Below are 26410 nucleotides of genomic sequence, written 5' to 3' on the forward strand. Positions count from 1 at the left end.
GTAAGGAATACCGTCCTCGGCGGACTAAGGGGCCATGGAAAGCAAAAAACAGCACTCGCTTTACGAGGAAGCAGGGGTGATTTTCGCGCCGGCCATCGCCCGCCTGGCCCGGGCGATGGAACATAACCCCGAAAAATCGAGAGATCTGGAACAGGACATACATTGCGAACTGTTTCGCAGTTTCGCGCGGTTCGATGGGCGCTGCTCGCTGAAAACATGGGTGTACCGCGTTTCGCACAATGTCTGTGCGGAACACCGGCTTCGGGCCGCGCGCGGGCCAAAGCCGGTACCCCTCGACCAGATCGAACATCTCCCGCAACCCGGCGATGCCGAAACGCGGGCTGCCGAAAACCACGCCGTGGCACAGGCACACGCCCTGATCCGGCAGCTACCGACGCTGGATGCACAGGTAATGCTGCTGTGGCTTGAAGGGGAAGCGGGCAAGGACATCGCGGACGTTACCGGTCTCGGCACTGCCGCGGTCACGACCCGCATTCACCGCATCAAGGCCCTCATTTCCGAAGCTTTCGCAACCCCAGTCTCCGGAGGAGAATCCGCATGACCGATACCCACACCACATTCTGGACCGGGCGCGAACAGGACGCCGCATTCAGTTCGCCAGCAGCCTGCGAAAGCCGTGCGACCCGCTTCGAACGAACGATCCGCAGGCGCAACATTCTGGAATATGCCGCGGCCGCATTGATGATACCGTGCTTTGCCGGGCTGGCCGGTGTTGCTGCGTGGCATGCCGAATGGATGTTCGCGGGCGCTTCCCTGGCCTGCCTTGCCGCAATCGTCTTCGTGGTGGCCAAGCTGATGCGCGATGGCGCAAACCTGGAACGCAAACCCGAGGTCAGTTGCCGCGATCACTTGCGTATTCAGTACAAGCGCCAGCGCGATTTGCTGCGTTCCGTGCCCCGGTGGTATCTGGGCCCGCTGGGTTTCGGCATCGCCAGCTTCTTCGCGGTCGTGGTGTCCAAGGTGGCCGAAGAACGAGGCATCGGCCCCGCCCTCGACGGTATCTGGGTCCCGCTGGGGGGCACGATCATCTTCTTCCTCTTCGTTGGTTTGATCAACCTGTGGGCGGCGCGCATGCTCGATCGGCAAATCCAGCAGCTTGACAGCGTGTGAGATAATCTTGCTCCGGATGGCAAGCAAACCTTGCCATCCGGCGCTTGCCCTTGGCCGCGTCTGCCCCTAACGCAAACGTAAAGTTGCAAGGGAAAACCGATGTCCGACCAGAGCCGTTTCGAAGGTACCAAGTCCTACATCGCGACCGAAGATCTGAAGGTCGCCGTCAATGCCGCAGTCACGCTGCGCCGCCCGCTGTTGGTCAAGGGCGAGCCCGGCACCGGCAAGACCGTGCTGGCGCACGAAATCTCCAAGGCGCTGAACGCACCGCTGATCGAATGGAACGTCAAGTCGACGACCAAGGCGCAGCAGGGCCTCTATGAATACGACGCGGTGGCCCGCCTTCGAGACGGACAGCTGGGCGACGAACGCGTTCACGACATTTCGAATTACATCAAGAAGGGCAAGCTATGGGAAGCCTTCACCGCTCCGCAGCTGCCCGTCCTGCTGATCGACGAGATCGACAAGGCCGACATCGAATTCCCGAACGATCTGTTGCAGGAACTCGATCGCATGAGCTTCGACGTGTACGAAACGCACACGCGGATCGAAGCGAAGGATCGGCCCATCGTGGTCATCACGTCGAACAACGAGAAGGAACTGCCTGACGCGTTCCTGCGGCGCTGTTTCTTCCACTACATCAAGTTCCCCGACCGCGAAACGATGCGCGACATCATCGAGGTCCACTTCCCCGGAATCCAGAAAACTCTCGTCAGCAAGGCGATGGAGATTTTCTACGAAATCCGCGAAGTGCCCGGTCTGAAGAAAAAGCCGAGCACGAGCGAACTGCTCGACTGGCTCAAGCTGCTCCTGAACGAGGACATGCCGCTCGACGTGCTTCAGGACAGCAATCCCAATGCAGCGATCCCGCCGCTGCACGGGGCACTGTTGAAGAACGAACAGGACGTCATGATGTTCGAACGCCTGGCGTTCATGGCGCGCCGCCAGAGCTGATTGCCTCCGGACAACAAGAAGGGGCGCGTTCCGGTGCGGAACGCGCCCCTTTTTTGTGGCCCTATGCGGCTCAGTTGAACGTGTAGGCGAGTTCGAAGTCACCCCAGCGCCGGCCGTTTATGTAGACGGGCACATAGACGTTGCGCACGACGATGTAGTTCTTGCCGTCACCTTCCTGGCGGTAAACCGCCATCGTGTAGGGATCGCTGCTTTTCTTCGCGGCGAAATCCACGCCTTCGAGGATGATGCGGCCGTTGCGGCAATATTTGGTGTCATGCGCGATTTCACCGATCGGCTTGCGCGAATGTGCGGTCACGTGGGTCGGAAGGAATCCGTTCATGTCCGCCTGCGAACACATGATGATATGGCCACCCTCGCCCACGACGCGGTCGTTGATCGGCCGCCAGTTCGCATCAGCCCAATCGCTCAGGCTGGTGCGGAAGAGCTTCGGGTTGGTCCCTGCAATAAGCCGGTAATCCTGGTCGTAAAGTTGCCGCTCGGTAACCTCGCCATTCGCCAGGGCCTTCTCGGTGCTCTCGACGAGCATCTGGGCGAACCCTTGCGCCTTTTCGACCATCGCGCTGTCTTCCGGTGAAAGTCCGGCCTTCACAAGGCGATCGAACATCTCGCTCGCGGTGAGTTCGAGTTCTTCCATCCGGCCATGCGCCGTGGCGAGCTTGGCTTCGTTCTCGCTGACGGCTCCGTCGAAATCGCCCAGAACATCCTGCACGCGGTGAACGTGATCGGAAATCGTCGCGGTGTTGCGGGCGATCTGGTCCTGCTGCGCATCGACTTCGCCGATCAGTTCCGTAACACCCATCAACGTGTGTTCGATGGCCGAGACCGAGCTTTTCGCCTCGGCGCTTGCGGTTGCGCCGACCTGGATCTTCTCGATGACCTGTTCGGCCTCGGCGCCGAGGGTGTCGATGGTGCGCCCGATTTCCTCGGTCGCCTTGCGCGTCTCGCTGGCGAGGGTTTTCACCTCGTTCGCGACGACGGCGAAAGTGCGGCCCTGTTCGCCGGCCCGCATGGCTTCGATGGTGGCGTTGAGCGCCAGAATATTGGTGGTTTCGGCGATCTGGTCGATTTCCTGCGAGCTGCGGCGGACCTGATCCATCGCCGCGGCAAAGCCGGTCACGTGTTCCGTCAATGTTTCCACCAGGCCGAGCAGGTTGCCGATCTGACCCAGCGAGTTCCCGATCAGTTCGGACCCTTGGGCAAGCCGTTCAATCGCGCGTTGCGACAGTAGGCGCGCTTCGTCACTGGCTTCCAGAACCTTGCGCTGGTCTTCGTCGAGCGCGGAAACGGTGCCCTGCAATTCGACATATTCGGTCCGCAAATGTGCAAAGGAATCGATTACGCCCTGCACGATCCCGGCGACATCCGTGCAACCCACGGTAACCTTGCCGCAGCTTTCGGGTATCTGGCTAAGGCTCACTGCGCCCTTCGCATCGATTGCGCTGAGTTCCATGTGCGGTTCGTTCCCTGTTTCGATCGTTCAACCCGCGTCATCCCCTAGGGCACAATGGTTATTGGCGGGTTAAGGGAGTGCCCCGATTTTCGCTTCGCCTACGCCGCCACTTTCGCTAAGATCGCCGTCATGTTCTTCAATTTCGTAGACGAGCTCAGGGCCGCGGGCATTCCCGCCAGCTTCAAGGAACACCTCACGCTGCTCGAGGCGCTCGAGAAGGACGTGATCGAACAGACGCCCGAAGCCTTCTATTATCTCAGCCGCGCTACCTTCGTGAAAGACGAAGGGCTGATCGACAAGTTCGACCAGGTATTCGCCAAGGTGTTCAAGGGCATTATGTCCGATTACGGGCAAAACCCGGTCGACATTCCCGAAGACTGGCTGAAGGCCGTCGCGGAGAAGTTTCTTTCCGAAGAGGAAATGGAAAAGATCAAGAGCCTGGGCGACTGGGACGAGATCATGGAGACGCTCAAGATGCGCCTCGAGGAACAGGAAAAGCGCCACCAGGGCGGCAACAAGTGGATCGGTACGGGCGGGACATCGCCGTTCGGCAATGCAGGCTACAACCCCGAAGGCGTGCGCATCGGCGGCGAAAGCAAGCACAAGCGCGCGATGAAGGTCTGGGACAAGCGGGAATTCAAGAACCTCGACAGCACGAAGGAACTGGGTACCCGCAACATCAAGATGGCCCTGCGCCGCTTGCGCCGCTTTGCGCGTGAAGGGGCCGCGGACGAACTTGATCTGGACGCAACAATCGACGGCACGGCGAAGCAGGGCTGGCTCGATATTCGCATGCGGCCCGAGCGGCACAACGCGGTAAAGCTGCTCCTTTTCCTCGATGTCGGCGGATCGATGGATCCCTTCATCAAGCTTTGCGAGGAATTGTTCAGCGCGGCTACGGCCGAATTCAAGAACCTGGAATTCTTCTACTTCCACAATTGCCTCTACGAAGGCGTTTGGAAGGACAACCGGCGGCGTTGGCAGGAACGCACCAAGACCTGGGACGTCCTCCATAAATACGGCCATGATTACAAGGTGATATTCGTCGGCGATGCGGCGATGAGCCCGTACGAAATCACCCATCCCGGCGGCAGCGTTGAACACATGAACGAAGAAGCGGGCGCCACCTGGATGCAGCGCGTGGTGAACACCTATCCTGCTACGGTGTGGCTCAACCCGGTGCCTGAAAAGCAATGGAGCTATTCCCAGTCCACCAAGGTCATGAAGCAGATCGTGAACGACCGCATGTTCCCCTTGTCACTCGACGGGCTGGACGATGCGATGCGTGAATTGAGCCGTAAACAGGGATAGGGTCGGCACCGATCAAGGCAGGAATGCAGCGCCAGCGGTGCCTGTTGCCGACGTTCGTTCGATGCCGCAGCGTCCCTTCCAGAGTGATCTGTTGACCCGAGAATTATCCCACAGCCGTTTCGAGATCGTTCGGCTGCAGCTCGAAGCCTTCGACCCCGGTCAAGGCTGGCGGTTGTGGCTCTACGAATTCATCCTGTTCGGCTTCAAACAGGGGTGGGCATGCCTGTTTGGCGCGTTGATGCTGGCGTTATTGCTGCTGACGCACGTGTTCTACCCTGACGATGCACCGCTGCACCGGTATGATTTTCTCACCCTGTCCGCTGTCGCGATTCAGGCGGGAATGCTGCTGTTCCGTCTGGAAACATGGTCGGAGGCGAAGGTTATCCTGATCTTCCACATCGTCGGGACGGTCATGGAATTGTTCAAGACCGCCGCCGGATCCTGGATCTACCCGGAAGACAGCATTTTTCACATCGGCGCCGTGCCACTGTTTTCCGGCTTCATGTATGCCGCTGTCGGAAGCTACATTGCTCGGGTCTGGCGGATTTTCGATTTTCAGTACTCGGCCTATCCGCCGCGGTGGGCCACCTACCTGCTTGCGGTTGCGGTCTATGTGAACTTCTTCTCCCACCACTGGCTGCCGGATATCCGCTCGATCCTGTTCCTGGCTACATTCGCCTTGTTCTGGCGGACGCGGGTTCATTTCCGCAATTGGCGCGCCCATCGGTGGATGCCTCTGGTAATCGGGTTCGCCCTCGTGGCCCTGTTTATCTGGGGAGCGGAAAATATCGGCACCTTTGCCCGCGCGTGGACGTATCCCGGCCAAGAGGATGGATGGGAACCCGTATCGCTTGCGAAACTCGGCAGCTGGTTCCTGTTGATGCTGATCAGCTTCGTCCTGGTCAGCCTCGTCAATCCGGTGCGCGAACCGGATCGGGGTGATTAGCCCTTCTGGTCCAACTCGGTGTTGAGGTGGAGGCTGCACCGCCAGAAGAAGAACGCCGGGATCAGCCCGAGGAAGGCAGCGCCGTAAAGCACGTACCGAACGCTTTCGTCTCCATATTCCGGGCGCAGGAAATCGGACAGCATCCCGAAGAATAGCGGCCCCAGTCCCAGCCCGATCAGGTTCTGGAAGAACAATAGGGCCGCCGCGGCAATCGCCCTCGCCCGTATCGGCACAAGGCCCTGGGCTGCCGAATATGTCGGGCCGTAGTACAGCGAGTTGCACAGCGTCGGGATGAACAGAAGCGCAAGCGCCATCGGCCAGCTCGACGCCTGATAGGCCAGGAACGCCAACGGCGCTGCGACGACCATTCCGATCGCCGGTGCAGTCAGGACGTGCCGCCGGTTCGTGGCCCCGAAGCGGTCCGCTATGTACCCGCCGAGCAAGGTCCCCAGGATGCCTGCCGCGCCGTTGATCAATCCGAACCACAATCCGACTTCGCCCGGCGTAAGGCCATGGGTCCGCTGCAGGAAAATCGTGGTCCACGTCGTCTTGCCATAAGACAGGAAGGCCGCCGCCGAACCTGCGGCGAGCAGGAGGACAAAGGCACGCGATCCCATCACCGTTTTCAGCGCTTTGCCCATCGGCAAGGTATCGCGGCTCTGTTGTTGCAAGGCTTCTGCCGTTTGCGACTGGCGCGGATCCTTGAGGACGAACCATACCAGAAAAGCCAGGCCCACTCCAGGAAGCCCGACAATCAGGAACGCCATTCGCCATCCGAAAAGGTCGGCCAGAACACCACCGATCAGCATACCCAGCAGCGTGCCGATTGGAATGCCAAGCGCGTAAAAGGCCAAGGCAGAACTGCGCCGTTCGGGCGGTACGATATCGGCAATGAGCGAGTGGGCGGGAGGTGTGCAGCCCGCTTCACCGACGCCCACACCGATCCGTGCCAGCAGCAACTGCACGAAATTCTGCGCCATGCCGCACAGCGCGGTCATCAACGACCAGGTCGCCAGCGCCACAGCGATCAGACGCGGCCTGATGGTGGTCGGGCGGTCGGAATAGCGGGCAATCGGCAGGCCGAGGGCCGTGTAGAACAGAGCGAAGGCCAGCCCGGTCATCAGGCCGATCTGCGTGTCGCTAAGGCCGAGATCCTGTGCGATCGGTTCCGCCAGAATATTGACGATCTGCCGGTCGATGAAATTGAAAATGTAAACAATGAGCAGCAACCAAAGAGTTACGCGCACAGACGTTGTTCGCGTAGAATCGCTCGCGATCGATGCCATTATTCTCTCCCTCAATGCCAGCAAAGGTCTGCGAGACATCGCCCGGCGTCAAGCCATTGTCGCCCAATCGAGTTGATTCGATGGGGGAATACGCAGGCTTGCGCCCGGCACGCGTCCCATCACCCGCTGCGGCAAGGGCTCAACTGTAAATCAGATGGCTCTTGATCGTGCGGCGCCACTCGGTCTCGTCCGCTTCAGCCAGCGTATCGAGATCGCCCGGTTCGGCCTCCGCATCGTCGACCCATTCCCGCAAGCTCGGTCCGCCGTTGATCACGTCGATCGCCAACCGGTCGAATTCGTACTCGTATGGGAAATCGCGCCACAGGGGATAGTCCCCGTACAGCGCCCTGATCGCCTTGAACGCGAGCGCCTGGAGCCGCCAGGGGCGAAATTCGTGGTGATCGTAGAACCGGCCTTCTGCATGGATCATCAGCGAACTGCACAGCGTCCCAGCGTGCTTGTGAAAGGTTGGCTCGAACCAGTTTTCACGCACGGCGCAACCGCGCAGCCAGCTGGGCGCGAGGCGCTGCATTTCCTTGAGCACCGCGCCTGCATCGATGTCGGGCGCGCCGAACAGGACTTCGAGCGGGCGCGTTGTCCCCCGCCCCTCGCTCAGCGTCGTACCTTCCAGCATGACCGTGCCGGCATAGGCGCGCGCCATGTTCACATTGGCTGCGTTCGGGCTCGGGTTGATCCAGACACGGCCTTCGGGCCACCCGAAGCCGGGGGCATGGCCGGGTTGCCAGCCAACCATTTCGACAACCTTGTAGTCCAGATCGAGTCCGAAGTGAGCGCGGAACCACGACCCCATCTCGCCCATCGTAATGCCGTGGCGCATGGGCATCGGCCCTGCGCCCACGAAGCTTTCCTGTCCGGGAACGAGCAGGCTCCCTTCCACCGGTCCGCCCGCCGGGTTGGGCCGGTCCAGCACCCAGACTTCCTTGCCTGCCCTTGCCGCCTCTTCCATCAGGTAGAGAAGGGTCGTGACGAAGGTGTAGATGCGGCAACCCAGATCCTGCAGGTCGAACAGGAACACGTCTGCGCTCGACATCATCTGGCCCGAAGGACGCCGAACTTCTCCATACAGGCTGTAAATCGGGATGCCGTATTTCGGATCCGTTTCATCAGCCGTCTCGACCATGTTGTCCTGCTTGTCGCCCTTGAGCCCGTGTTGCGGACCAAAGGCGCTGGTGACGTTCACCCCGCGCGCGATCAGGGCATCGAGAGAATGTTCAAGCTGCGCGGTCACCGATGCGGGATGCGCGACCAGGGCCACGCGCTTGCCCTGCAAGGGCGCGCGCAATTCTTCCTCGGTCAGCAACCGGTCTATGCCGAAGCGCACGCTCACAGCCGGCCCGCCAGATGAAGCGCACGGCAAACCGTGGAGTGGAATTCCGGCTTCCCGTCTTCGAAGGCCAGCGCCCAGAACTGGATGTTCCCGCTCTTATCTTCGACAATGGCGTTGAGCGCCACGGCTGCCGGTACCGGCAATTGCGAATGCACGGTCGCCTCCAGCACCAATTCCGTCGCATCGTGGCGACAGGTTATGTCCACCTTCGCGGGCGCATCGCGGCTGTTCAGCCGGAATGCGTCGAAATCATAACACGCCCAGCGGCGGGAGGGTGACAGGTTGAATTCGCGATAATATTCGCCGCCTTCGGGCTGCCAGAATATTTCAAAACATGTGGTCTTCCACAGATTGTCCATCCTCTCGGGCTCTGATTCCTCGGGAACGAGGATTCGGGCGATATCGCCGATAAGCCGGAAACTGGCGGAACAACCGTCCGCAGTCGGCTCGATCGCGCCTTCAACCGATTCGATCGGTCCGGCGGCACAGTGGGGGTGAAGCACGAGGTTTTTCATGACGCCGCTATTGCCCAGCACAAAAGGCTCCGCAACCCACTTGGGAAGCGCGCCCGGCGCTGCTAGGGGCGGCAAACCATGAGCACCTACCAATCCGACCTCCTGCGCCTGCTCGAAGAGCGTGGCTACATCCACCAGATCACCGATCCGCAGGGGCTCGACGCGCTTGCCGTGAAACAGGTGATACCGGGGTATATCGGTTTCGATGCCACCGCCCCGTCGCTGCACATCGGCAGCCTGGTCCAGATCATGATGCTGCGCCGCCTGCAGCAGGCGGGTCACAAACCGATCGTGGTCATGGGGGGCGGCACCACCAAGGTCGGCGACCCCAGCGGCAAGGATGAAAGCCGCAAGATGCTGACCGATGCCGATATCGATGCGAACATCGCCGGTATCCGCACGGTCTTCGAAAGGCTGCTGACATTCGGCGATGGCCCGACGGATGCCGTCATGGTCAACAACGACGAATGGCTGAGCGAGCTGGGTTACATCGAACTGCTGCGCAATGTCGGCCCGCATTTCACGATCAACCGAATGCTGACCTTCGATTCGGTGAAATTGCGGCTGGAACGCGAACAGCCGCTAACGTTCCTCGAATTCAATTACATGATCCTCCAGGCCTACGATTTTCGGGAACTGGCCCAGCGATACGACTGCCGGCTCCAGCTTGGCGGAAGCGATCAGTGGGGCAATATCGTCAATGGGATGGAACTCGGCCGCCGGATGGATGGTCGCGAATTGTTCGGCCTGACCACGCCGCTCCTGACCACCGCGGACGGATCGAAGATGGGCAAAACGGCCGCCGGGGCCGTGTGGTTGAATGAAGACCAATTGCCCAGCTACGATTTCTGGCAATACTGGCGCAACGTCGATGATCGCGACGTGGGCCGGTTCCTGCGACTGTTCACCGATCTGCCGCTGGACGAGATCGCGCGCCTCGAATCGCTCGAGGGCGCTGAAATCAACATGGCAAAGACGGTTCTTGCCAACGAAGTAACCAAACTTGTTCGCGGTGAAGACGCCGCCGCCCTGGCCGAACGCACTGCGGCGGATACCTTCACCGGCGGCGGGGTTGGTTCGGACCTTCCGACATTGTCTGTCGGACCCGAAGGCATGCGGATCGGTGCCGCGCTGACCGAGCTTGGATTTACCGCTTCCAACGGAGAGGCGAAGCGCAAGCTGGCCGAAGGCGCAGTCAGGCTGGACGACACGCCGATCACCGATCCCGGACACCTCATAACGCTTGAAGATGGCGCCCAGGCGAAGCTGAGCCTGGGCAAGAAGAAGCACGCCATCCTGCTGCCCTGACGCACGACGGAACGGTAGAAAACTGCGCCATCCGGCCTGGCGAGTTTACCAAATTTAAGCCTTTTTCATCCATATCTCTTCTGGTCGTATCACTAGAAGGGATCGTCATCCGATGAGTGCCGGAGCACAACTCAGCGTAACCGACCAGCGGCGCATGGCGCGCCACCCGGTCGATCATCCTGTTATTGCCGAGCATTTCGGCAAGGGCGACCTGCGCCTGCACATCGCCAACATTTCGGCGAACGGGTTCATGGTGGACAACGCCGAAGGGCTGAATCGCGGCGAACGCGTGATTATCCGGCTCCCTGTTATCGGTCGGATCGAATCCTACGTTATCTGGCAGCGTGACAACCGCGCCGGGTTCCAGTTTGAGCGCATCATCCGCGTGGACGACTTTCTTGCGCTGATCGATACGCTCCAGCCAAATCCCCGACTGCGCAAGCTGCGCTAACAGCAAACATCTGTTTCCAGTTCACGAAGCAAGCGCGTCTTCACAAGCGAAGGCGCGCCTGCCATGCGTCGCCTTGTGAGCGATGCTGCCTTATCCCCTGACGCCTCCCCTCTTCGCATAGCGAACTTCCGGGCCTATTGGATTTCCCGGCTGTCGATGACGCTGGCTCAATACGCCATGATGCTCATCATCGGGTGGCAGACCTACAACATCGCCCGCGATTCCGGCATGGGTGTACCTGCCGCATCGGGCCAACTAGCCCTCATCGGCCTCCTTCAGTTTCTGCCGCTCTTCGTTCTGACACCGTTTTCCGGATGGGCTGCCGACCATTTCGACCGGCGGAATATCGCACGGATTACCGTTCTGGCTCAGTTGGGTTGCGCCGGCACTCTGGCATGGTTCACGTGGGACGGCGCGGTGTCGCTGGGGGCGCTCTACGCCGTTGCGGTGGTCCTCGGGGTGGTGCGGGCCTTCAACGGCCCTGCCCTGTCCGCCCTGGCACCCAATCTTGTGCCCAAGGCAATCCTTCCGAACGCCATCGCCTTGTCCAGCATCGCCTGGCAGGCGGGAATGATCGTTGGCCCCGCAATCGGCGGCTATACCTATGCCATCATCCCTGCCCTTCCCTATGCCGTGGCCGTCGTGCTGTTCGCCGTATCGCTCGTCGCCCTGTCGTTCATCGGCCGAGTGCCGCAGCCACCGCGCGCCGCGAACAAACGGCCGATCCATCAGATGGTCGAGGGGCTTCGCTATGTGGTGCACAACAAGATGGTTCTTGGCGCCATCACGCTCGATCTGTTTGCAGTGTTCCTGGCCGGGGCAACGGCACTTTTCCCGGTTTATGCTCGTGACATCCTGCAGGTAGGCGAAACGGGGCTGGCGCAATTGGCGATGGCCCCTGCGGTCGGTGCCGCGCTGACGGCGCTGTGGTTCTCGTTCCGACCGCTCAGGAACAATGTCGGACCAAAGATGCTATGGGCTGTCGGCATATTTGGCGTGGCCACGGTGGTTTTCGGCCTGTCCACATCCATGCCGCTCAGCCTGGCGATGCTGTTCATCGTGGGCGCAGCGGACATGTTCAGCGTGTATATCCGCCAGTCGTTGATCCAGTTGCACACTCCCGACGACAAGCGCGGGCGTGTTTCTTCGGTCAGCCTGCTGACGATCAGCGCCTCGAACGAATTCGGCGACTTCTTTTCGGGCAGCCTCGCATACGCGCTGGGTCCGGTGATCGCCGTTGTCGGAGGAGGGGCAGGCGCGATCGTGACGGTTCTGGTATGGAGCCGGATATTCCCCGTGCTGCGAACCACCCGGACCTTTGACCCGCCCGAAGAATTCCTAGATCATAGCGATCACGAAAAAATTCAGGAGAAGACGCCATGAAAGCCGATTCCGTCCTCGCCACAATCGGCGGCACCCCCCACATCCGCCTTTCGCGCATGTTCCCCGACCACGAAGTCTGGGTGAAGAGCGAGCGCGCCAACCCCGGCGGATCGATCAAGGACCGAATCGGCCTGGCCATGATCGAAGACGCCGAAAGGTCGGGCAAGCTGAAACCCGGCGGCATCATCGTGGAGCCGACGAGCGGGAACACCGGCATCGGTCTTGCGATGACCGCGGCGGTCAAAGGCTACAAACTTGTCCTGGTCATGCCCGAAAGCATGAGCATCGAGCGCCGCCGCCTGATGCTTGCGTATGGCGCGACATTCGACCTTACGCCCAAGGAAAAAGGCATGAAGGGTGCGATCGAACGCGCCCAGGAAATCGTGTCGCAAACCGAAGGTGCGTGGATGCCCAGCCAGTTCGACAACGAATCCAACTGGAAGGTCCACGCACGCACGACAGCCGAGGAAATCCTGGCCGATTTCGCCGACACACCCATCGATGTCATGATCACGGGCGTCGGCACCGGCGGGCACCTGACGGGCTGCGCCGAAAAGCTCAAGCAAACATGGCCCGCGATGAAGGCCTTCGCTGTCGAACCCACCCTCTCTCCGGTTATCAGCGGGGGCCAGCCCGGCCCTCACACCATCCAGGGGATCGGCGCAGGCTTCGTGCCTGAAAACCTTCACACCCAGGCGATCGACGGGGCTATCCAGGTTGATCCCGAAGACGCCAAGGAAATGGCGCGCCAGTGCGCCACGCGGGAAGGCTTGCTCGTGGGCATATCCAGCGGCGCGACCTTGGCCGCCATCGCCAAGAAATTGCCCGATCTGCCTTCTGGCAGCCGTATTCTCGGTTTCAATTACGATACCGGCGAGCGTTACCTGTCGGTGCCGGATTTCCTGCCTGAATGACCGAGCTGACGCCCGTATCCTACCGCGACGGCGCGGTCGATCTGACCGCGCTGCACGGGCGGCCCGCTGGAACGGTTAGGGGCGCAGTCGCGATTTTCCCGACCTTCATGAACTCGACCCCCGGCGTCGAGGCAAAGGCGCGTGCGCTGATCGCGGAAGGTTTCGCAGTACTGATCGCCGATTTCTACGGGCCGCAGGCGCCCAGGGATTTCGAGCAGGCTTTTGCTGCCATGAGGCACCTGCGGTCCGATCCTTGCGCGATGCGCGCCAGGTTGCACGCGTCCATCGACCTGATGCGCCGTCTTGAACCCGATCTGCCCCAATTGGCCATCGGCTTCTGCCTTGGCGGGATGGCGGTGCTCGAATTGGCACGCGACGGCGCCGATCTGCTTCTCGTTGCCAGCTTCCACGGCTTACTGGAAACGCCGCTGCCCGCCGAAAAGCCGATTTCTGCGCGCATCCTGGTATGCCATGGTGACGCGGATGCTCTGGTGCCGCGCGGCCACGTTCTGGAGTTTTGGGAAGAGATGGACGGGATTAATGCCGACTGGCATTTCCACAGCTATTCCGGGGTCGAACACGGGTTCACCAACCCCGCAATGCTCGATGGATCACCCAATCCTGCCTATGACGCCAGTGCCGACCGTCAAAGCTGGTCCGCGCTTTTGTCTCTTCTCGATGAAATGATCGGCTGATCGCACAGAGTGATCTTTCTCTTCCAGGCAAGCAATGAAAAAGGGCGCCTCCCCCAAAGGGAAGCGCCCTAATTCATTCAACTATGACGCCGATCACGCGGCCGTGGCGAACGCCTCTTCGCCAAGGGCCATCATGCTGTCGGCGCCCGCTTCCAGTTTCCGGCGCAGTGCGCCGGCATCGGGAAGGTAGCGATCCATGTAATAGCGCGCAGTGGCGAGCTTTGCCTCGTAGAAGGCCTTGTCATCAGCGCCTTCGGCCAGTTTCGCCTTCGCGACCTTGGCCATGCGAAGCCACATCAGACCAAGCGAAACGATACCCATGATGTGCATGTAGTGGTGGGCACCCGCCCCAAGGTGATTGGGGTTGGCCATCGCGTTCTGCATGAACCACATCGTTGCCGCCTGCTGCTGGGCAACGGCCTTTTCAAGCTGCTCCGCCATCGGGGCAAGCGCTTCGTCCGCCTTTGCCGCGGCGATATCCTCGGCAGCCATCTTGAAGAACGCCTGGATCGCCGCGCCACCATTCTGCGCCAGCTTGCGGCCGCACAGGTCCATGGCCTGAACACCATTCGTGCCTTCGTAGATCTGGGCAATCCGGGCATCGCGGACGAATTGGCTCATGCCCCATTCCTCGATGTAACCGTGGCCGCCATAGACCTGCTGCATGTTCGTAGCGACTTCGTAGCCCTTGTCGGTGCCGTAACCCTTGATGACCGGCGTAAGCAGTCCGATCATCGCGTCGGCTTCGGCGCGCTCTTCCTCGGTCGCGGCCTTGTGGCTCAGGTCCACCAGAAGCGCACCCCACAGGCACAGCAAGCGCATGCCTTCGGTAAAGGCCTTGGCGTCCATCAGCATGCGGCGCACGTCGGGGTGGACGAAAATCGGATCGGCCTGCGCCTCGGGTTCCGCAGGGCCCGTGAGGGCGCGGCCCTGACGCCGGTCGAGGGCATAAGTCACGCCGTTCTGATAGGCCGCTTCCGCCTGTGCGAGGCCCTGAATACCAACCCCGAGCCGCGCCGCGTTCATCATGATGAACATGGCGGCAAGCCCCTTGTTTTCGTCCCCGACGAGCCAACCCTTGGCGCCATCGTAATTGAGCACGCAGGTCGCGTTGCCGTGGATGCCCATCTTGTGTTCGATCGAACCGCAGACGACGCCGTTGCGATCGCCCAGGCTGCCATCGTCGTTTACGATGAACTTGGGCACGACGAACAGCGAAATCCCCTTGGTGGAATCGGGCGCGCCCGGTGTTTTGGCAAGAATCAGGTGGATGATGTTCTCCGCCATGTCGTGTTCGCCAGCGGATATGAAAATCTTGGTGCCGGTAATCGCATAGCTGCCATCGGCCTGCGGTTCGGCCTTGGTGCGGATCATGCCGAGATCCGTGCCGCAATGCGGCTCGGTCAGGTTCATGGTGCCCGTCCACTCGTTGGAGATCATCTTGGGCAGATATTTCTCTTTCTGCTCCTGCGAACCCTTCGCGAGCAGGGCCGACACCGCACCGTTGGTCAGGCCGGGGTACATGCCGAACGCCTGGTTGGAAGAAGCGATGAATTCCTCGATCACGAAACCCATTACGTGCGGCATTCCCTGGCCGCCGAATTCCTCCGGATGACCGAGCGTGCCCCAACCTGCTTCGCGAAACTGGTCGAACGCTTCCTTGAAGCCCTTGGGAGTCGTCACGGAACCATCGGCGTGGCGCGTGCAGCCTTCCTGATCGCCAGACTGGTTGAGCGGAGCAAGAACCTGCGCACAAAACTTGCCGCCTTCATCGATCACGGCGTCGGTGACGTCGGTCGTCGCCATCTCGAAGCCAGGCAATTCGCCATAGCTGGCGAGATCGAGAACTTCGTTGATGATGAAACGGGTGTCGCGTGTGGGCGCGGTATAGGTGGGCATCTGCGTGTCCTTGGTAGGGGGTTGTGGTGGGCTTTCGCCCAGCTCGTCAGTCCTGGTCCAGCGTCTCGATGTGGCTGATGAATTCGGTCAGTTCCTTGATCGAACTGTCGATATCAGCGCGCTGAGCCTTGAGCTTGGCGACATGAGTTTTGCACTTTTCGACCGTGACCCGGCGCTGCTCCACGCGCCCGTCACCCAGATCGTAAAGGTCGATCATCTCACGGATTTCCGTGAGCGAGAAGCCAACGTTCTTGGCGCGCATGATCCATGCAAGTCGGGCACGATCGCGGGTCGAATAGATCCGCGTCAGGCCAACGCGCGAGGGGGCGATTAGCCCTTCATCCTCGTAAAATCGCAAGGCCCGCGCGGTGCAATCGAACTCGCTGGTCAAATCCGAAATGGAGAATTGTTCGCGGTCGAGCTTGTCCGGTCGTTCAAGATGGGCACCGGCATGGCGCCTGTCCTTGTCCGTCGTCACGTGCTCTCTACTCAGCGGCTGGGTCATGCCACCCGTTTACCCGAACGTTTACGTAAGCGTCAAGTCCTTACGGGCCGGAGAGCATCCCCATCCAACTCGCGGTAGAAGCAACTCGTTGCGCCCGTATGGCACGTCGGCCCCGCCGGTGTGCAGCGCAGGATCAACGCGTCCTGATCGCAATCGACCAGGATGGCATCAACGTTCAGAACATTGCCCGAGCTTTCGCCCTTCATCCACAATTCCCCCCTCGATCGGGAATGGAAGTGGGCGCGGCCGCTGCGTCTGGTGGCCGCCAGCGCTTCCTCGTCCATGAATGCGACCATGAGGATGGCGTCCGATCCGGAATCGACCACCACGGCAGTCAACAAGCCCCGATCGTCGAACTTGGGCATGAAGGCGAAACCTTCTTCCCTGTTTTTCGCGTCCGACATTACGGTTTGTTCCTGAGTTCAATTGTAGGAATGCGACGTTCTTGTTGCACGATAACCACAAACTCCTTCCAAAATCGAGCGTGAAAGCAAAACCATATTCCCTGAATGCTCAACTTCGTGAACATTCCGATCCGCGGGTTGTTGTGGCCCGCCCACCGGAGCATCGGTGCCATTAGAGCGCCAGGTTCATGGGGGTCCCGGATCCGCTGCCGCGATGAGGGTTTTCGCGGCGCATCCGGAAACGATGAGGGATGGACCAGGTGCTACTGGGGGGTTGCACCGCTGCCGCAAGGCAGGTCCGGTATTATTCGTCACGTGGCGCCCGGGTCCGAAAGGACCCGGGCGTTTCGTTTATCCGCCCTGCCCGCGCGCACTCCCGATAGCTTCATCGAGAACTCTCGAAGCGCACCCGACAATCACGGTTCGCGCTCCGGCTTTCTTGAGTGCCTTGACGCATGCCGTGCTGGTTGCGCCGCTGGTCAGGACATCGTCGACCAGGATAACATCGGACCCGGCAATACGGTTTTGCCGCTTGCGGTTTGGCTCGATCGCTCCGGCGAGTGCTTTGCGGCGGGCACCAGCCCCCAAACCGCCAAGCGATGGTGTCGCGCGCCTTCGCACGAGCCCGTCCACCAGCAGATGGCCATGCCCGTTCTTCGCCAGTTCGCGCGCGAGCAGCCCCGCCTGATTGTACCCCCGCGTCCATAAGCGCCCGCGGTGCAGCGGGACCGGTACGATCACCCGGTCGGTATTTTTTCCCGCTATGCGCGCAGCGATAAGCTTGGCCAACATCGGTGCAAGCGCGATGCGCCCGCCGTGTTTCAGCGCCAACACCAGCTTGCGGGACGTCTCGGTGTACAGCGTGCCGGCGGCGATTCCGTCGTGGAGCGGAGGATCTGCCAGACACGGCGCGCACATAGCTCCATGTGCCGGGCCAGTCTGGCCGAAGGGCCGCTGGCACGTCTTGCAGCACGGTTCAGACGGAATGACGAGATCATCCCAACAGGCGGCGCATAGTCCACCCTGCTCGCCCAGCCCCGCTCCGCAGGCCGGACATCTGGGCGGGTATATGAAGTCGATCACCGGAGCGAGACTTTCGAAGAGGACGCGCCTTGTCGACATCTGAACGTGCTGCACCGCTTGCGCGCGGCTTGCAAGCGCGGCAGGGCGCGGCTGATGACTGGCGCCGCACCACCCCGTATTTTCGATCGTGATCGGCGTATTTCCGGACTTCGGCGGGCGCTGGTCCGGCAATCGCAGCGCGATGCCGCCAGATACATCCTCGACGACATGGTCGAAGATGTTCTCGAACGGCTGGAGTTCATGCGGCTTGAGCCGGATCGCGTGCTAGTGATCGGGGATTGGACCGGGACACTCGCCCTTTCGTTGGGTGGACGCGGCGCGGCGGTTACGGAAGCCGACGTTCGCACCATAGACGAAGAGCAGCCGCTCGATGGCGGCCCGTATAACCTGATCGTTAGCCTGGCATCGGTTGAGCGAGTCAACGACCTGCCCGGCGCGCTGCTTCACTTGCACATGGCGTTGGCCCCGGGCGGCATAATGATCGCGAGCGTCGTGGGTGCAGGAAGCCTGCCAAATCTACGACGGGCGATGATCGCGGCCGAACCCGATCGACCTGCGGCGCGCATGCATCCCCTGATCGACAACCGCGCCGCTTCGGCCCTGCTCCAGCGTGCCATGTTTGGCCGGCAGGTCGTGGATAGCCGGACGCTGACCGTGGCCTATCGGTCTCTGGACAAACTTGTCTCGGACCTTCGGGACCAGGGGCTCGGCAATTGCCTTACCAGCGCGGCACCCCCCCTGGATAAGGAGGCGGTGGCGCGCGCAAGGTCAGCGTTCATGCAAACGGCGAACAAGCAAGGCCGGGTCCTCGAAGATTTCGAGATCATGACCCTTACCGGTTGGAAAGCCTAGCGCAGGCTTGCCTGTGCAGCCGCCAGACGGGCGATCGGCACGCGGTACGGTGACGCGCTGACATAATCCAGGCCCGTTTCCTCGCAGAAGGCGATGCTTGCCGGATCTCCGCCATGTTCGCCGCAGATGCCAAGCTTGATATCGGGCCGCGTCGCCCTGCCCCGTTCCGCAGCCAGTCCAACGAGCTGGCCAACCCCGTCGATATCGAGGCTGACGAAGGGATCACGGGCGAAAATGCCCTTGTCGACATAGGTCGTCAGGAACCGGCCCGCATCGTCTCGGCTTACGCCAAGCGTAGTCTGCGTAAGATCGTTCGTGCCGAAGCTGAAGAATTCTCCAACCTCCGCGATTTCGCCCGCCATCAGCGCCGCGCGGGGCAGTTCGATCATGGTCCCGACAAGGTATTCGACCCGGCACCCTGCGGCTGCGAACACTTCTTCGGCCACACGGTCGACAACATTCTTGAGCAATTCCAGTTCGCGGCGCGTGGCCACCAACGGGATCATCACCTCGGGAACAGGAGCTTCGCCACTTGCCTGCGCGACCTGGCACGCGGCCTCGAAAATGGCGCGCGCCTGCATTTCGTAAATTTCGGGATAGGTGATCCCGAGGCGGCACCCACGGTGACCCAGCATGGGGTTGAATTCATGCAATTCCCCAGCCCGGCGCCGAAGCTGGTCGACGCTGAAGCCGGTGGCTTCGGCCAGATCGTCGAAGTCGGCGTCATTGTGCGGGAGGAATTCGTGAAGCGGCGGATCGAGCAGCCGGATGGTGCATGGCAGGCCGACCATCACATCGAAAATCTTGACGAAATCGCTGCGCTGTTCGGGCAGCAATTGGTCGAGAGCGGCGCGGCGTCCCGTTTCATCCTGGGCGAGGATCATCTGGCGAACCAAGCTGATCCGGTCTGCGTCGAAGAACATGTGTTCTGTCCGGCACAGGCCAATCCCTTCGGCGCCGAACTGACGCGCCATCCGACAATCGTTTTCGGTTTCGGCATTCGTGCGCACGCGCATCCGGCGGTGCTTGTCCGCCCATTCCATCAGAATGCCGAAATCACCGGCAAGTTCGGGTTCTATCGTGCGGACTTCGCCGGCCATGACCTGGCCGTTGGAGCCATCGATCGTGATCGTATCGCCTTCCTTCAGCTCGCGCGTCCCGATCGTTAGGGTGCGGCCTTCGCGCGCGATGGATACCTGCGAAGCACCCGACACACACGGCCGTCCCATGCCGCGCGCCACCACGGCCGCGTGGCTGGTCATCCCGCCACGAGCGGTCAGGATGCCCGTGGCAGCGTGCATCCCATGAATATCCTCTGGGCTGGTCTCGACGCGGACGAGGATCACCTTTTCCCCACGGTTCGACCAGAGTTCCGCAGTATCGGCATCGAGGACGATCTTGCCGCTTGCCGCCCCCGGCGATGCGGGCAGGCCAGCGGTCAGCACGTCACGCGGCGCATCCGGATCGAGCGTGGGGTGGAGCAACTGGTCGAGCGCCATAGGATCGACCCGCAGGATCGCGGTCTTTTCATCGACCAGACCTTCGCCAACCATGTCGACGGCCATCTTGAGCGCGGCCTTCGCCGTGCGCTTGCCGTTGCGGGTCTGGAGCAGCCAGAGCTTGCCCTGCTGAACGGTGAACTCGATATCCTGCATATCGCGGTAATGCCGTTCGAGCAGGTCGAACAGATGCGCCAGTTCGGCATAGGCATCGGGCATGGCTTCTTCCATGCTGGCCCGTTCCGCCCCCGCCCGTTCGCGCGCAGCCTTGGTGAGGTATTGCGGAGTGCGGATGCCGGCCACCACGTCTTCGCCCTGGGCGTTGACCAGCCATTCGCCGTAATAGGCTTTCTCGCCAGTCGACGGATCGCGGGTAAAGGCGACGCCGGTGGCACTGGTATCGCCCATATTGCCGAACACCATCGCCTGCACGTTGACCGCGGTGCCCATGTCGTGCGGGATATCGTTGAGGCGGCGATAGACCTTGGCCCGTTCGCTGTCCCAGCTGTCGAACACCGCGCGGATGGCACCCCACAATTGCACATGGGGGTCCTGTGGGAACGGTTCGTCCTGCTGTTCGGAAACGATCCGCTTGTATTCCCCGACCAGCATTTTCCAATCGTCCGCGCTCATTTCGGTGTCGGCGTAATAGTCCGCGTCTTCCTTGGCGATTTCGAGGGCTTCCTCGAACAGCCCGTGATCGAGGCCAAGGACGACGTCCGAATACATCTGGATGAAGCGGCGATAGCTGTCCCACGCGAAGCGTTCATCGCCCGACGCGGCGGCAAGGCCCTGGACCGTTTCGTCGTTCAGGCCGAGGTTGAGGACGGTATCCATCATGCCCGGCATCGACACGGCGGCCCCCGAACGAACCGACACCAGCAGCGGATCGGCCGGATCGCCGAAATCCTTGCCCACGGTGCGTTCGATATGGGTCAACGCCTCGGCCACCGAAGCGCGCAGGGCATCGGAGAAATCCGCACCATGCGCCAGATACTCAAGGCATTCTTCGGTCGCGATGGTGAAGCCCGGGGGGACCGGCAAACCGATGCTGGCCATTTCGGCCAGGTTCGCGCCCTTGCCGCCCGTGACGGTCTTGTCCTTCTGCCGCGCATTCGAATGCGGAGCGTTGCCGCCGAAGGTGAAGACCGTGTCGTTACTCATCAAGGCAATTCCTACTGGATGGGACGCACGGAGCACAGTCCATGCGCATGTATCGCTCAGCCTTCGATGCGACTGAAGTCCGCGACTTTGTGCACTGCAGCACGAAAACGCGCAAGCAGGTCGAGGCGATGTGCCCGCTTGTTTTCTTCATCAGCGTTTACTGTGACTTCATCGAAAAACCGGTCGATGGGCGATCGCAAACTGGCAAGCGCCGCCATTGCGCCCGAGAAGTTTTCAGCTTCGATAGCCTTGGCCGCTGCCGGTTGCGCCGTTTCGAGAGCATCCATCAGCGCCTTTTCAGCCGCCTCGGGTTCGTAGGATAGTTCCTTCGCATGGCGCTCGGCCATCTTGGCGTCGATCACCGCCTTCATGTCGGGATCGTCGACCAGCGCCAGCGGATCTTCCTCGCCGGTGCGGGCGATTTCGCCTTCCGCGCCGTGCCAGTCTTCCTTCTTGAGGATGTTGGCGGCGCGCTTGTAACCAGCGAGCAGGTTGGTGCCGTCTTCGGTGTCGAGGAAAGCTGCCAGCGCCCTCGCTCTCGCTTCGACACGATCAACACGTCCATCAGTTTCGCTTCCCGCACTCCAGCTACGGGAAGCGTCAATGAAGTCGTGGCGCACACCTTCATCGCGGAGCTGAACACCTAGGCGCTGAAAAAGGAAATCGGCAACGCGCAGGCCGAGGCTGCCTTCGCTGTCATTCTCTGACCAAGCTTGAGCAAGCACCGATAGGTCGGCTTTGATATCGTTTTTCTGAGCGATTTGGAGGTATCCCAACGCAGCACGACGCAGCGCGAATGGGTCCTTCGAACCGGTAGGCAACAAGTCGATTTTGAAGAAGCTGAAGAGGTTATCCAGCTTATCTGCCAGTGACACCGCCACCGTAACAGGAGAAGTCGGCACATCATCACCCTGTCCGACCGGCTTGTAGTGATCGCGAATGGCGTCGGCGAGAGCATCAGGCAAACCCTCGGCGCGGGCGTAATAGGCGCCCATCAGGCCCTGAAGTTCGGGAAATTCACCGACCATTTCGGTGACGAGATCGGCCTTGCAGAGGCGCGCAGCCTGTTCGGCCATGTCCGGATCGGCGTCCTTGACGAAGCCTTCCTCGACCAGCCAGCGGGCCAGCTTGGCCACGCGGTCGACCTTGTCTGCGACGGTGCCCAGCTTTTCGTGGAAGGTAATCCGCCCCAGCCCCTTGGCGTGCTCTGCGAGGGTCTTCTTGCGGTCGACGTCCCAGAAGAAGCGCGCGTCGGACAGGCGGGCGGCGAGGACCTTGCGGTTGCCGTCGACCACGCGCGCGCCGCCGTCTTCCGCCTCGATATTGGCGGTGCAAATGAAGGCGTTGGCGAGCTTTCCTGCCGCGTCCTCGCAGACGAAATACTTCTGGTTCACGCGGGCGGTCAGCTGGATCGTTTCGGGCGGGACCTCGAGGAAGTCCTCCTCGAACCGGCCGAGCAACGGGACAGGCCATTCGGTAAGACCGGCGTTCTCGATCACCAGCCCTTCGTCCTCGACCAGGTTGAGACCGGCTTCGGATGCGACCCAGGCCGCGCCCGAGCGAATGATGTCCTGCCGTTCGGCATGGTCCACGATCACATGGCCTGCGCGCAGCTTCACCGCGTAATCGTCGGCGCTGCCGATGGTGATGTCACCCGAATGGTGGAAGCGATGGCCCAGCGTCACCGCGCCCGAGGTGACGCCATGCACTTCGCAATCGATCACATCATCGCCCAGCAGCGCGACGATGCCCGACAGCGGGCGCACCCAGCGGAGGCTTTCCGTGCTGACCGAATCCGCGCCCCAGCGCATCGACTTGGGCCAGCTGAAATCGCGGATGATCGCCGGAATGGAGCCAGCAAGCAGGTCCTTCACCGCCATTCCCGGCTTTTCGATCACCGCGAACCAGGTGTTGCGCCCCTTTACGTCGCGCAGTTCCAACTGGTCGCGGGTGACGCCGTTCTTGCGGCAGAACCCGTCGATTGCCTGATCGGGCGCACCTTCGGGCGGACCCTTGGCTTCTTCGCTGACGGCCTCAGTTGCCTGCGGAAGGCCTCGCGCGATCAGCGCAAGGCGGCGCGGGGTCGACCAGACGGTGATTTCGCCAACCGAAACGCCAGCGGCATCCATCTCGCGGCGGAACAGCTTTTCAAGCTCGGTCCGCGCGCCAGCCTGCATCCGGGCGGGAATCTCTTCGCTACGCAGTTCGAGGAGGAAATCGGTGCTCATGCCGACCACTCCGGATATTTCTCGGCCCATCCATCGGCTTCCTTGGCCATGTGCGCCTCGCAGGAACCGCGTGCCAGATCACGGACACGGCCCATGTAGCTGGCGCGTTCCTGCACGCTGATCACGCCGCGCGCCTGGAGAAGGTTGAAGATGTGGCTGGCCTCGACCGCTTGTTCGTAAGCGGCGATGGGAACATCGTTGGCGAGCGCGTTGCGGCACTCGGCCTCGGCCTTGTTGAACAGATCGAACAGTGCGTCGGTATCGGCGACTTCGAAGTTCCACTTCGACATCTGCTTTTCGTTCTCGAGGAACACGTCCCCGTAGCTGACGCCGCGGCCGTTGAAGTCGAGGTCGTACACGTTGTCGACGCCCTGGATATACATCGCCAGGCGTTCGAGCCCGTAGGTCAGCTCGCCCGCGACCGGCTTGCAATCGAAGCCGCCCATCTGCTGGAAATAGGTGAACTGGGTGACTTCCATCCCGTCACACCAGACTTCCCAACCCAGTCCCCATGCGCCCAGCGTCGGGCTTTCCCAATCGTCTTCCACGAAGCGGATGTCGTGTTTGAGCGGATCGATGCCAATCACGCGCAGGCTTTCCAGGTAAAGGTCCTGGATATCCGGCGGACTCGGCTTCAGGATCACCTGGTACTGGTAATAGTGCTGCAACCGGTTCGGGTTTTCACCGTAACGGCCATCGGTGGGGCGGCGGCAGGGCTGGACAAAAGCCGCGTTCCACGGTTCCGGCCCCAGCGCGCGCAGTGTGGTGGCGGTGTGAAACGTGCCCGCCCCCATGCGCATGTCATATGGTTGAAGGATGAGGCACCCTTGCGCGCTCCAGAAATCATGGAGCGCGAGGATCATGTCCTGGAAGGATTTTGCCGGTTGTCTTTCGGGCACGCGGGTCATGCGCGGCGCTTTGGCGGAAGCGTCTGGACCGGTCAATGCCGCAGCGTTTCCCGCACGCGAAACAGCACGATTGTCCAAATCATGTCGGGTCGTGCTGACACGGGCGCAAATTCGCGACATAGGGAGAGGTGAACACGGCGAACCGAGCCGGCAAACACGCTGCCAAAGACAGGGACCTGACAGAATGCGACGCAACCTTCTCACCATAGGCACGGTGGCCGCCCTTTCCCTGCAAGGATGCACCACTTACGCAGCCGAGCCTGCCGCCGCCATTCCGGTTCTCGAACCTGCATCCGATGCGCAGGTCAGCGCCGGACCGGCCCTGTGGAAGGTGGCCGACGAGGACACGACGATTTATCTGTTCGGGACGGTCCATGCGCTGCCGCAGGATGTGGAATGGTTCAACGGGCCAATCGCCACTGCGCTGGGGTCGGCAGGAACTCTGGTCACCGAGATACCGGCGTCGGCCACCAGCGACCCTGCCGCCCAGCAAAGGGTTGCGATGCAGGCGATGTTGCCCGCGGACCAGTCTTTGCGAACCATCCTCAGCGAAGAGGACCGTGCCAGCTATGAAGGAGCGTTGACCGCGCTCGGCCTGCCGGTTGCCGCGTTTGACCGCTTCGAACCGTGGTTCGCCGGAATGACGCTGGCTGTGCTGCCATTGATGAAGAGCGGGTGGAGCGCCGAAAGCGGGGTGGAGAAGACCGTCGAGGTCAAGGCGAGCGCCGAAGTCCAACGCGATGCGCTCGAAACACTCGATTACCAGATCGCCCTGTTCGACAGCCTGCCGCTGGAATCGCAGATCGCCTTCCTGATGGCGTCGGCCGACAATATCGATGCGATCGTGCCGCTGATGGACCAGATGGTGGCGGAATGGCTGGAAGGCGACGCCGATGGGCTGGCGGAACTGATGAACCAGGGCCTCACCGACCCCACCCTGGCCAAGGCACTTCTGTACGACCGCAACGCCAATTGGGCTGGCTGGATCGATGACCGGATGGATGCGCCGGGCACCGTGTTCATCGCGGTTGGCGCCGGCCATCTTGCCGGCAAGCAGAGCGTTCAGGACTACCTGACCGAACGGGGCTTCGTGGTCGCGCGCGTTCAGTAGCGCCTTCGGGCCCTGGTTCAGAAGAAGACGGGGACTTGCATTGAGCCACAGCGTCGCCACAGGAGGCTGCGTGATTGCCCGCATCCTCTCCGGTCTCGTCATGATGACACTGCTGGCGGCCTGCCAGCCCGAACCCGCGCCCGTTCCCGACAGCTATCCCGCCTTGTGGGAAATTTCGCAGCCGGGTGGCGAGGTCGAAGGATGGCTGTTCGGCACCATTCACGCCCTGCCCGACGATGTGGTCTGGCGTTCGCCGCGGCTCGACCGGTCGATCGGTTCGGCCGATGCGCTCGTGGTCGAAGTCGCCAATCTTGAGGACGGCGCGAAGCTGTCCGGCTTGTTCGAGAAGATGGCGTATGATCGCCCGTCCCCGCCGATCCGCCAGCGCATTGCCCCGCAATTGCGCGATGAATTCGATGCCCTGCTGATGAAGGGCGGAGTGCAGCGCAGCTACTTCGACCGGATGGAAAGCTGGGCCGCCGCACTGGCACTGGCCCAGATCGCGCAGGATGGCGATTCGGAAAACGGGGTCGATCGCGCCCTGATCGGCGAATTCGAGGGACGTCGGGTCATCGAACTGGAAGGCGCCGCAAACCAGTTGAGCATTTTCGATTCCCTTCCCGAAGCCGAACAGCGCGATTTGCTGGCCGCCGTGTTGGCCGAAACATCGGATGCGGCCAACAAAACAGGCGATCTGGCATCCATCTGGCAAAGCGGCGATCTGGAACGATTGGGCGAAATTACCGGGCGCGGGATACTGGCCGATCCGGAATTGAAGGCCGCGCTTCTCGACACGCGGAATATCGCGTGGGCCGCCCGGATTGAAACATTGCTTGCCGCACCCGAAAGGCCCCTGATCGCAGTGGGTGCCGGGCACCTTCTGGGTGCGGGCGGATTGCCTGCCCTGCTCGAACGGCGCGGATATACGGTGCGCCGCATCGACTGAGCCGGGGTGCCTTCATGCTTGCGTTTCGCGCCGTGGCTGCTAAGGGCCCGCGCTTCGGCGTCATGGTCATCCCTGGAGGCGTGGCGGACCGAATGGTA

Annotated in this window: 24 protein-coding genes; 13 read left to right on the forward strand and 11 right to left on the reverse strand. The window is 61.5% G+C overall.

Annotated elements, in window-relative coordinates; translation table 11 throughout:
- Positions 1 to 34 precede the first annotated feature (34 nt).
- The 3 genes from VR863_RS05520 to VR863_RS05530 all read left to right on the forward strand — a co-directional run bounded on the left by VR863_RS05520 (position 35) and on the right by VR863_RS05530 (position 2085).
- Positions 35 to 562, forward strand: a complete 528-nt coding sequence (locus VR863_RS05520; protein ID WP_324827432.1) for an RNA polymerase sigma factor — start codon at positions 35 to 37, stop codon at positions 560 to 562.
- Positions 559 to 1131: a hypothetical protein gene (locus tag VR863_RS05525; protein ID WP_324827433.1), complete on the forward strand. Its 573-nt coding sequence runs from the start codon at positions 559 to 561 to the stop codon at positions 1129 to 1131. The genes VR863_RS05520 and VR863_RS05525 overlap by 4 nt, the downstream gene beginning before the upstream one ends.
- Before the next feature lie 99 nt (positions 1132 to 1230).
- The gene (locus tag VR863_RS05530) at positions 1231 to 2085 is read left to right on the forward strand and encodes an AAA family ATPase (protein WP_324827434.1); all 855 of its coding nucleotides are present in this window, start codon (positions 1231 to 1233) and stop codon (positions 2083 to 2085) included.
- Between the two features lie 70 nt (positions 2086 to 2155).
- Here the strand turns inward: VR863_RS05530 and VR863_RS05535 are convergent, their stop codons facing one another.
- On the reverse strand, positions 2156 to 3556 hold the full coding sequence (locus tag VR863_RS05535) for a methyl-accepting chemotaxis protein (RefSeq protein WP_324827435.1): 1401 nt from the start codon (positions 3554 to 3556) through the stop codon (positions 2156 to 2158).
- 129 nt (positions 3557 to 3685) lie between these two features.
- On the opposite strand from VR863_RS05535, the gene VR863_RS05540 reads away from it, so the two are divergent.
- Together VR863_RS05540 and VR863_RS05545 are read left to right on the forward strand one after the other, a co-directional pair.
- The gene (locus tag VR863_RS05540) at positions 3686 to 4867 is read left to right on the forward strand and encodes a vWA domain-containing protein (RefSeq protein WP_324827436.1); all 1182 of its coding nucleotides are present in this window, start codon (positions 3686 to 3688) and stop codon (positions 4865 to 4867) included.
- 61 nt (positions 4868 to 4928) lie between these two features.
- Complete coding sequence (locus VR863_RS05545; RefSeq protein WP_324827437.1) at positions 4929 to 5813, forward strand: DUF817 domain-containing protein; 885 nt, start codon at positions 4929 to 4931, stop codon at positions 5811 to 5813.
- On the opposite strand, the gene VR863_RS05550 is transcribed toward VR863_RS05545, so the two are convergent.
- From VR863_RS05550 to VR863_RS05560, 3 genes are all read right to left on the reverse strand, one after another.
- A complete protein-coding gene (locus tag VR863_RS05550; RefSeq protein ID WP_324827438.1) occupies positions 5810 to 7099 on the reverse strand; it encodes a spinster family MFS transporter in 1290 nt (429 codons plus the stop codon). The genes VR863_RS05545 and VR863_RS05550 overlap by 4 nt on opposite strands.
- A 139-nt stretch (positions 7100 to 7238) precedes the next feature.
- Positions 7239 to 8441 carry an exo-beta-N-acetylmuramidase NamZ family protein gene (locus VR863_RS05555; RefSeq protein ID WP_324827439.1) on the reverse strand — a complete coding sequence of 401 codons (1203 nt, stop codon included), beginning with the start codon at positions 8439 to 8441 and terminating at the stop codon, positions 7239 to 7241.
- 2 nt (positions 8442 to 8443) lie between these two features.
- Positions 8444 to 8962 (reverse strand): DOMON domain-containing protein, encoded by a 519-nt coding sequence (locus VR863_RS05560; protein WP_324827440.1) that lies wholly within the window; start codon positions 8960 to 8962, stop codon positions 8444 to 8446.
- A gap of 78 nt (positions 8963 to 9040) precedes the next feature.
- Between VR863_RS05560 and tyrS the strand changes: the two genes are divergently transcribed.
- The 5 genes from tyrS to VR863_RS05585 all read left to right on the forward strand — a co-directional run bounded on the left by tyrS (position 9041) and on the right by VR863_RS05585 (position 13713).
- On the forward strand, positions 9041 to 10270 hold the full coding sequence (gene tyrS / locus VR863_RS05565; protein WP_324827441.1) for a tyrosine--tRNA ligase: 1230 nt from the start codon (positions 9041 to 9043) through the stop codon (positions 10268 to 10270).
- Positions 10271 to 10382: 112 nt separating this feature from the next.
- Positions 10383 to 10721: a PilZ domain-containing protein gene (locus tag VR863_RS05570; protein ID WP_324827442.1), complete on the forward strand. Its 339-nt coding sequence runs from the start codon at positions 10383 to 10385 to the stop codon at positions 10719 to 10721.
- A gap of 63 nt (positions 10722 to 10784) precedes the next feature.
- On the forward strand, positions 10785 to 12104 hold the full coding sequence (locus tag VR863_RS05575; RefSeq protein WP_324827443.1) for an MFS transporter: 1320 nt from the start codon (positions 10785 to 10787) through the stop codon (positions 12102 to 12104).
- A complete protein-coding gene (gene cysK, locus VR863_RS05580) occupies positions 12101 to 13018 on the forward strand; it encodes a cysteine synthase A (RefSeq protein ID WP_324827444.1) in 918 nt (305 codons plus the stop codon). Before VR863_RS05575 ends, cysK begins: the two co-directional genes overlap by 4 nt.
- Positions 13015 to 13713, forward strand: coding sequence for a dienelactone hydrolase family protein (locus VR863_RS05585; protein ID WP_324827445.1), 699 nt, complete (start codon positions 13015 to 13017; stop codon positions 13711 to 13713). Before cysK ends, VR863_RS05585 begins: the two co-directional genes overlap by 4 nt.
- A 93-nt stretch (positions 13714 to 13806) precedes the next feature.
- On the opposite strand, the gene VR863_RS05590 is transcribed toward VR863_RS05585, so the two are convergent.
- The 4 genes from VR863_RS05590 to VR863_RS05605 form a co-directional block, all read right to left on the reverse strand.
- On the reverse strand, positions 13807 to 15612 hold the full coding sequence (locus tag VR863_RS05590) for an acyl-CoA dehydrogenase C-terminal domain-containing protein (RefSeq protein WP_324827446.1): 1806 nt from the start codon (positions 15610 to 15612) through the stop codon (positions 13807 to 13809).
- A gap of 46 nt (positions 15613 to 15658) precedes the next feature.
- Positions 15659 to 16117 (reverse strand): MerR family transcriptional regulator, encoded by a 459-nt coding sequence (locus tag VR863_RS05595; protein WP_324827447.1) that lies wholly within the window; start codon positions 16115 to 16117, stop codon positions 15659 to 15661.
- A gap of 32 nt (positions 16118 to 16149) precedes the next feature.
- A complete protein-coding gene (hisI, locus tag VR863_RS05600) occupies positions 16150 to 16521 on the reverse strand; it encodes a phosphoribosyl-AMP cyclohydrolase (RefSeq protein ID WP_324827448.1) in 372 nt (123 codons plus the stop codon).
- A 351-nt stretch (positions 16522 to 16872) separates the two neighbouring features.
- Positions 16873 to 17643, reverse strand: a complete 771-nt coding sequence (locus tag VR863_RS05605; protein ID WP_324827449.1) for a ComF family protein — start codon at positions 17641 to 17643, stop codon at positions 16873 to 16875.
- A 54-nt stretch (positions 17644 to 17697) separates the two neighbouring features.
- Here VR863_RS05605 and VR863_RS05610 point away from each other — a divergent pair, with 54 nt between their 5' ends.
- Positions 17698 to 18456, forward strand: a complete 759-nt coding sequence (locus VR863_RS05610; protein ID WP_324827450.1) for a class I SAM-dependent methyltransferase — start codon at positions 17698 to 17700, stop codon at positions 18454 to 18456.
- Here VR863_RS05610 and ppdK read toward each other — a convergent pair.
- From ppdK to VR863_RS05625, 3 genes are read right to left on the reverse strand one after another with little or no spacing between them, the layout of a single operon-like run.
- Positions 18453 to 21119: a pyruvate, phosphate dikinase gene (gene ppdK / locus VR863_RS05615; protein WP_324827451.1), complete on the reverse strand. Its 2667-nt coding sequence runs from the start codon at positions 21117 to 21119 to the stop codon at positions 18453 to 18455. The genes VR863_RS05610 and ppdK overlap by 4 nt on opposite strands.
- 56 nt (positions 21120 to 21175) lie before the next feature.
- Positions 21176 to 23347, reverse strand: a complete 2172-nt coding sequence (gene glyS / locus VR863_RS05620) for a glycine--tRNA ligase subunit beta (protein WP_324827452.1) — start codon at positions 23345 to 23347, stop codon at positions 21176 to 21178.
- A complete protein-coding gene (locus VR863_RS05625) occupies positions 23344 to 24255 on the reverse strand; it encodes a glycine--tRNA ligase subunit alpha (RefSeq protein ID WP_324827453.1) in 912 nt (303 codons plus the stop codon). The genes glyS and VR863_RS05625 overlap by 4 nt, the downstream gene beginning before the upstream one ends.
- A 184-nt stretch (positions 24256 to 24439) precedes the next feature.
- Between VR863_RS05625 and VR863_RS05630 the strand changes: the two genes are divergently transcribed.
- Positions 24440 to 25366: a TraB/GumN family protein gene (locus tag VR863_RS05630; protein ID WP_324827454.1), complete on the forward strand. Its 927-nt coding sequence runs from the start codon at positions 24440 to 24442 to the stop codon at positions 25364 to 25366.
- A 70-nt stretch (positions 25367 to 25436) separates the two neighbouring features.
- A complete protein-coding gene (locus tag VR863_RS05635; protein ID WP_324827456.1) occupies positions 25437 to 26312 on the forward strand; it encodes a TraB/GumN family protein in 876 nt (291 codons plus the stop codon).
- The last annotated feature ends 98 nt before the right edge of the window (positions 26313 to 26410 follow it).

It is taken from the genome of Qipengyuania zhejiangensis, assembly GCF_035607565.1.
GTDB classification, from domain to species: domain Bacteria; phylum Pseudomonadota; class Alphaproteobacteria; order Sphingomonadales; family Sphingomonadaceae; genus Qipengyuania; species Qipengyuania zhejiangensis.

Coding starts and splice junctions, on each gene's coding strand:
- VR863_RS05520 (WP_324827432.1), top strand. CDS start 35: ATGGAAAGCAAAAAACAGCACTCGCTTTACGAGGAAGCAGGGGTGATT.
- VR863_RS05525 (WP_324827433.1), top strand. CDS start 559: ATGACCGATACCCACACCACATTCTGGACCGGGCGCGAACAGGACGCC.
- VR863_RS05530 (WP_324827434.1), top strand. CDS start 1,231: ATGTCCGACCAGAGCCGTTTCGAAGGTACCAAGTCCTACATCGCGACC.
- VR863_RS05535 (WP_324827435.1), bottom strand. CDS start 3,556: ATGGAACTCAGCGCAATCGATGCGAAGGGCGCAGTGAGCCTTAGCCAG.
- VR863_RS05540 (WP_324827436.1), top strand. CDS start 3,686: ATGTTCTTCAATTTCGTAGACGAGCTCAGGGCCGCGGGCATTCCCGCC.
- VR863_RS05545 (WP_324827437.1), top strand. CDS start 4,929: ATGCCGCAGCGTCCCTTCCAGAGTGATCTGTTGACCCGAGAATTATCC.
- VR863_RS05550 (WP_324827438.1), bottom strand. CDS start 7,099: ATGGCATCGATCGCGAGCGATTCTACGCGAACAACGTCTGTGCGCGTA.
- VR863_RS05560 (WP_324827440.1), bottom strand. CDS start 8,962: ATGAAAAACCTCGTGCTTCACCCCCACTGTGCCGCCGGACCGATCGAA.
- tyrS (WP_324827441.1), top strand. CDS start 9,041: ATGAGCACCTACCAATCCGACCTCCTGCGCCTGCTCGAAGAGCGTGGC.
- VR863_RS05570 (WP_324827442.1), top strand. CDS start 10,383: ATGAGTGCCGGAGCACAACTCAGCGTAACCGACCAGCGGCGCATGGCG.
- VR863_RS05575 (WP_324827443.1), top strand. CDS start 10,785: ATGCGTCGCCTTGTGAGCGATGCTGCCTTATCCCCTGACGCCTCCCCT.
- cysK (WP_324827444.1), top strand. CDS start 12,101: ATGAAAGCCGATTCCGTCCTCGCCACAATCGGCGGCACCCCCCACATC.
- VR863_RS05585 (WP_324827445.1), top strand. CDS start 13,015: ATGACCGAGCTGACGCCCGTATCCTACCGCGACGGCGCGGTCGATCTG.
- VR863_RS05590 (WP_324827446.1), bottom strand. CDS start 15,612: ATGCCCACCTATACCGCGCCCACACGCGACACCCGTTTCATCATCAAC.
- VR863_RS05595 (WP_324827447.1), bottom strand. CDS start 16,117: ATGACCCAGCCGCTGAGTAGAGAGCACGTGACGACGGACAAGGACAGG.
- hisI (WP_324827448.1), bottom strand. CDS start 16,521: ATGTCGGACGCGAAAAACAGGGAAGAAGGTTTCGCCTTCATGCCCAAG.
- VR863_RS05605 (WP_324827449.1), bottom strand. CDS start 17,643: ATGTCGACAAGGCGCGTCCTCTTCGAAAGTCTCGCTCCGGTGATCGAC.
- VR863_RS05610 (WP_324827450.1), top strand. CDS start 17,698: ATGACTGGCGCCGCACCACCCCGTATTTTCGATCGTGATCGGCGTATT.
- ppdK (WP_324827451.1), bottom strand. CDS start 21,119: ATGAGTAACGACACGGTCTTCACCTTCGGCGGCAACGCTCCGCATTCG.
- glyS (WP_324827452.1), bottom strand. CDS start 23,347: ATGAGCACCGATTTCCTCCTCGAACTGCGTAGCGAAGAGATTCCCGCC.
- VR863_RS05625 (WP_324827453.1), bottom strand. CDS start 24,255: ATGACCCGCGTGCCCGAAAGACAACCGGCAAAATCCTTCCAGGACATG.
- VR863_RS05630 (WP_324827454.1), top strand. CDS start 24,440: ATGCGACGCAACCTTCTCACCATAGGCACGGTGGCCGCCCTTTCCCTG.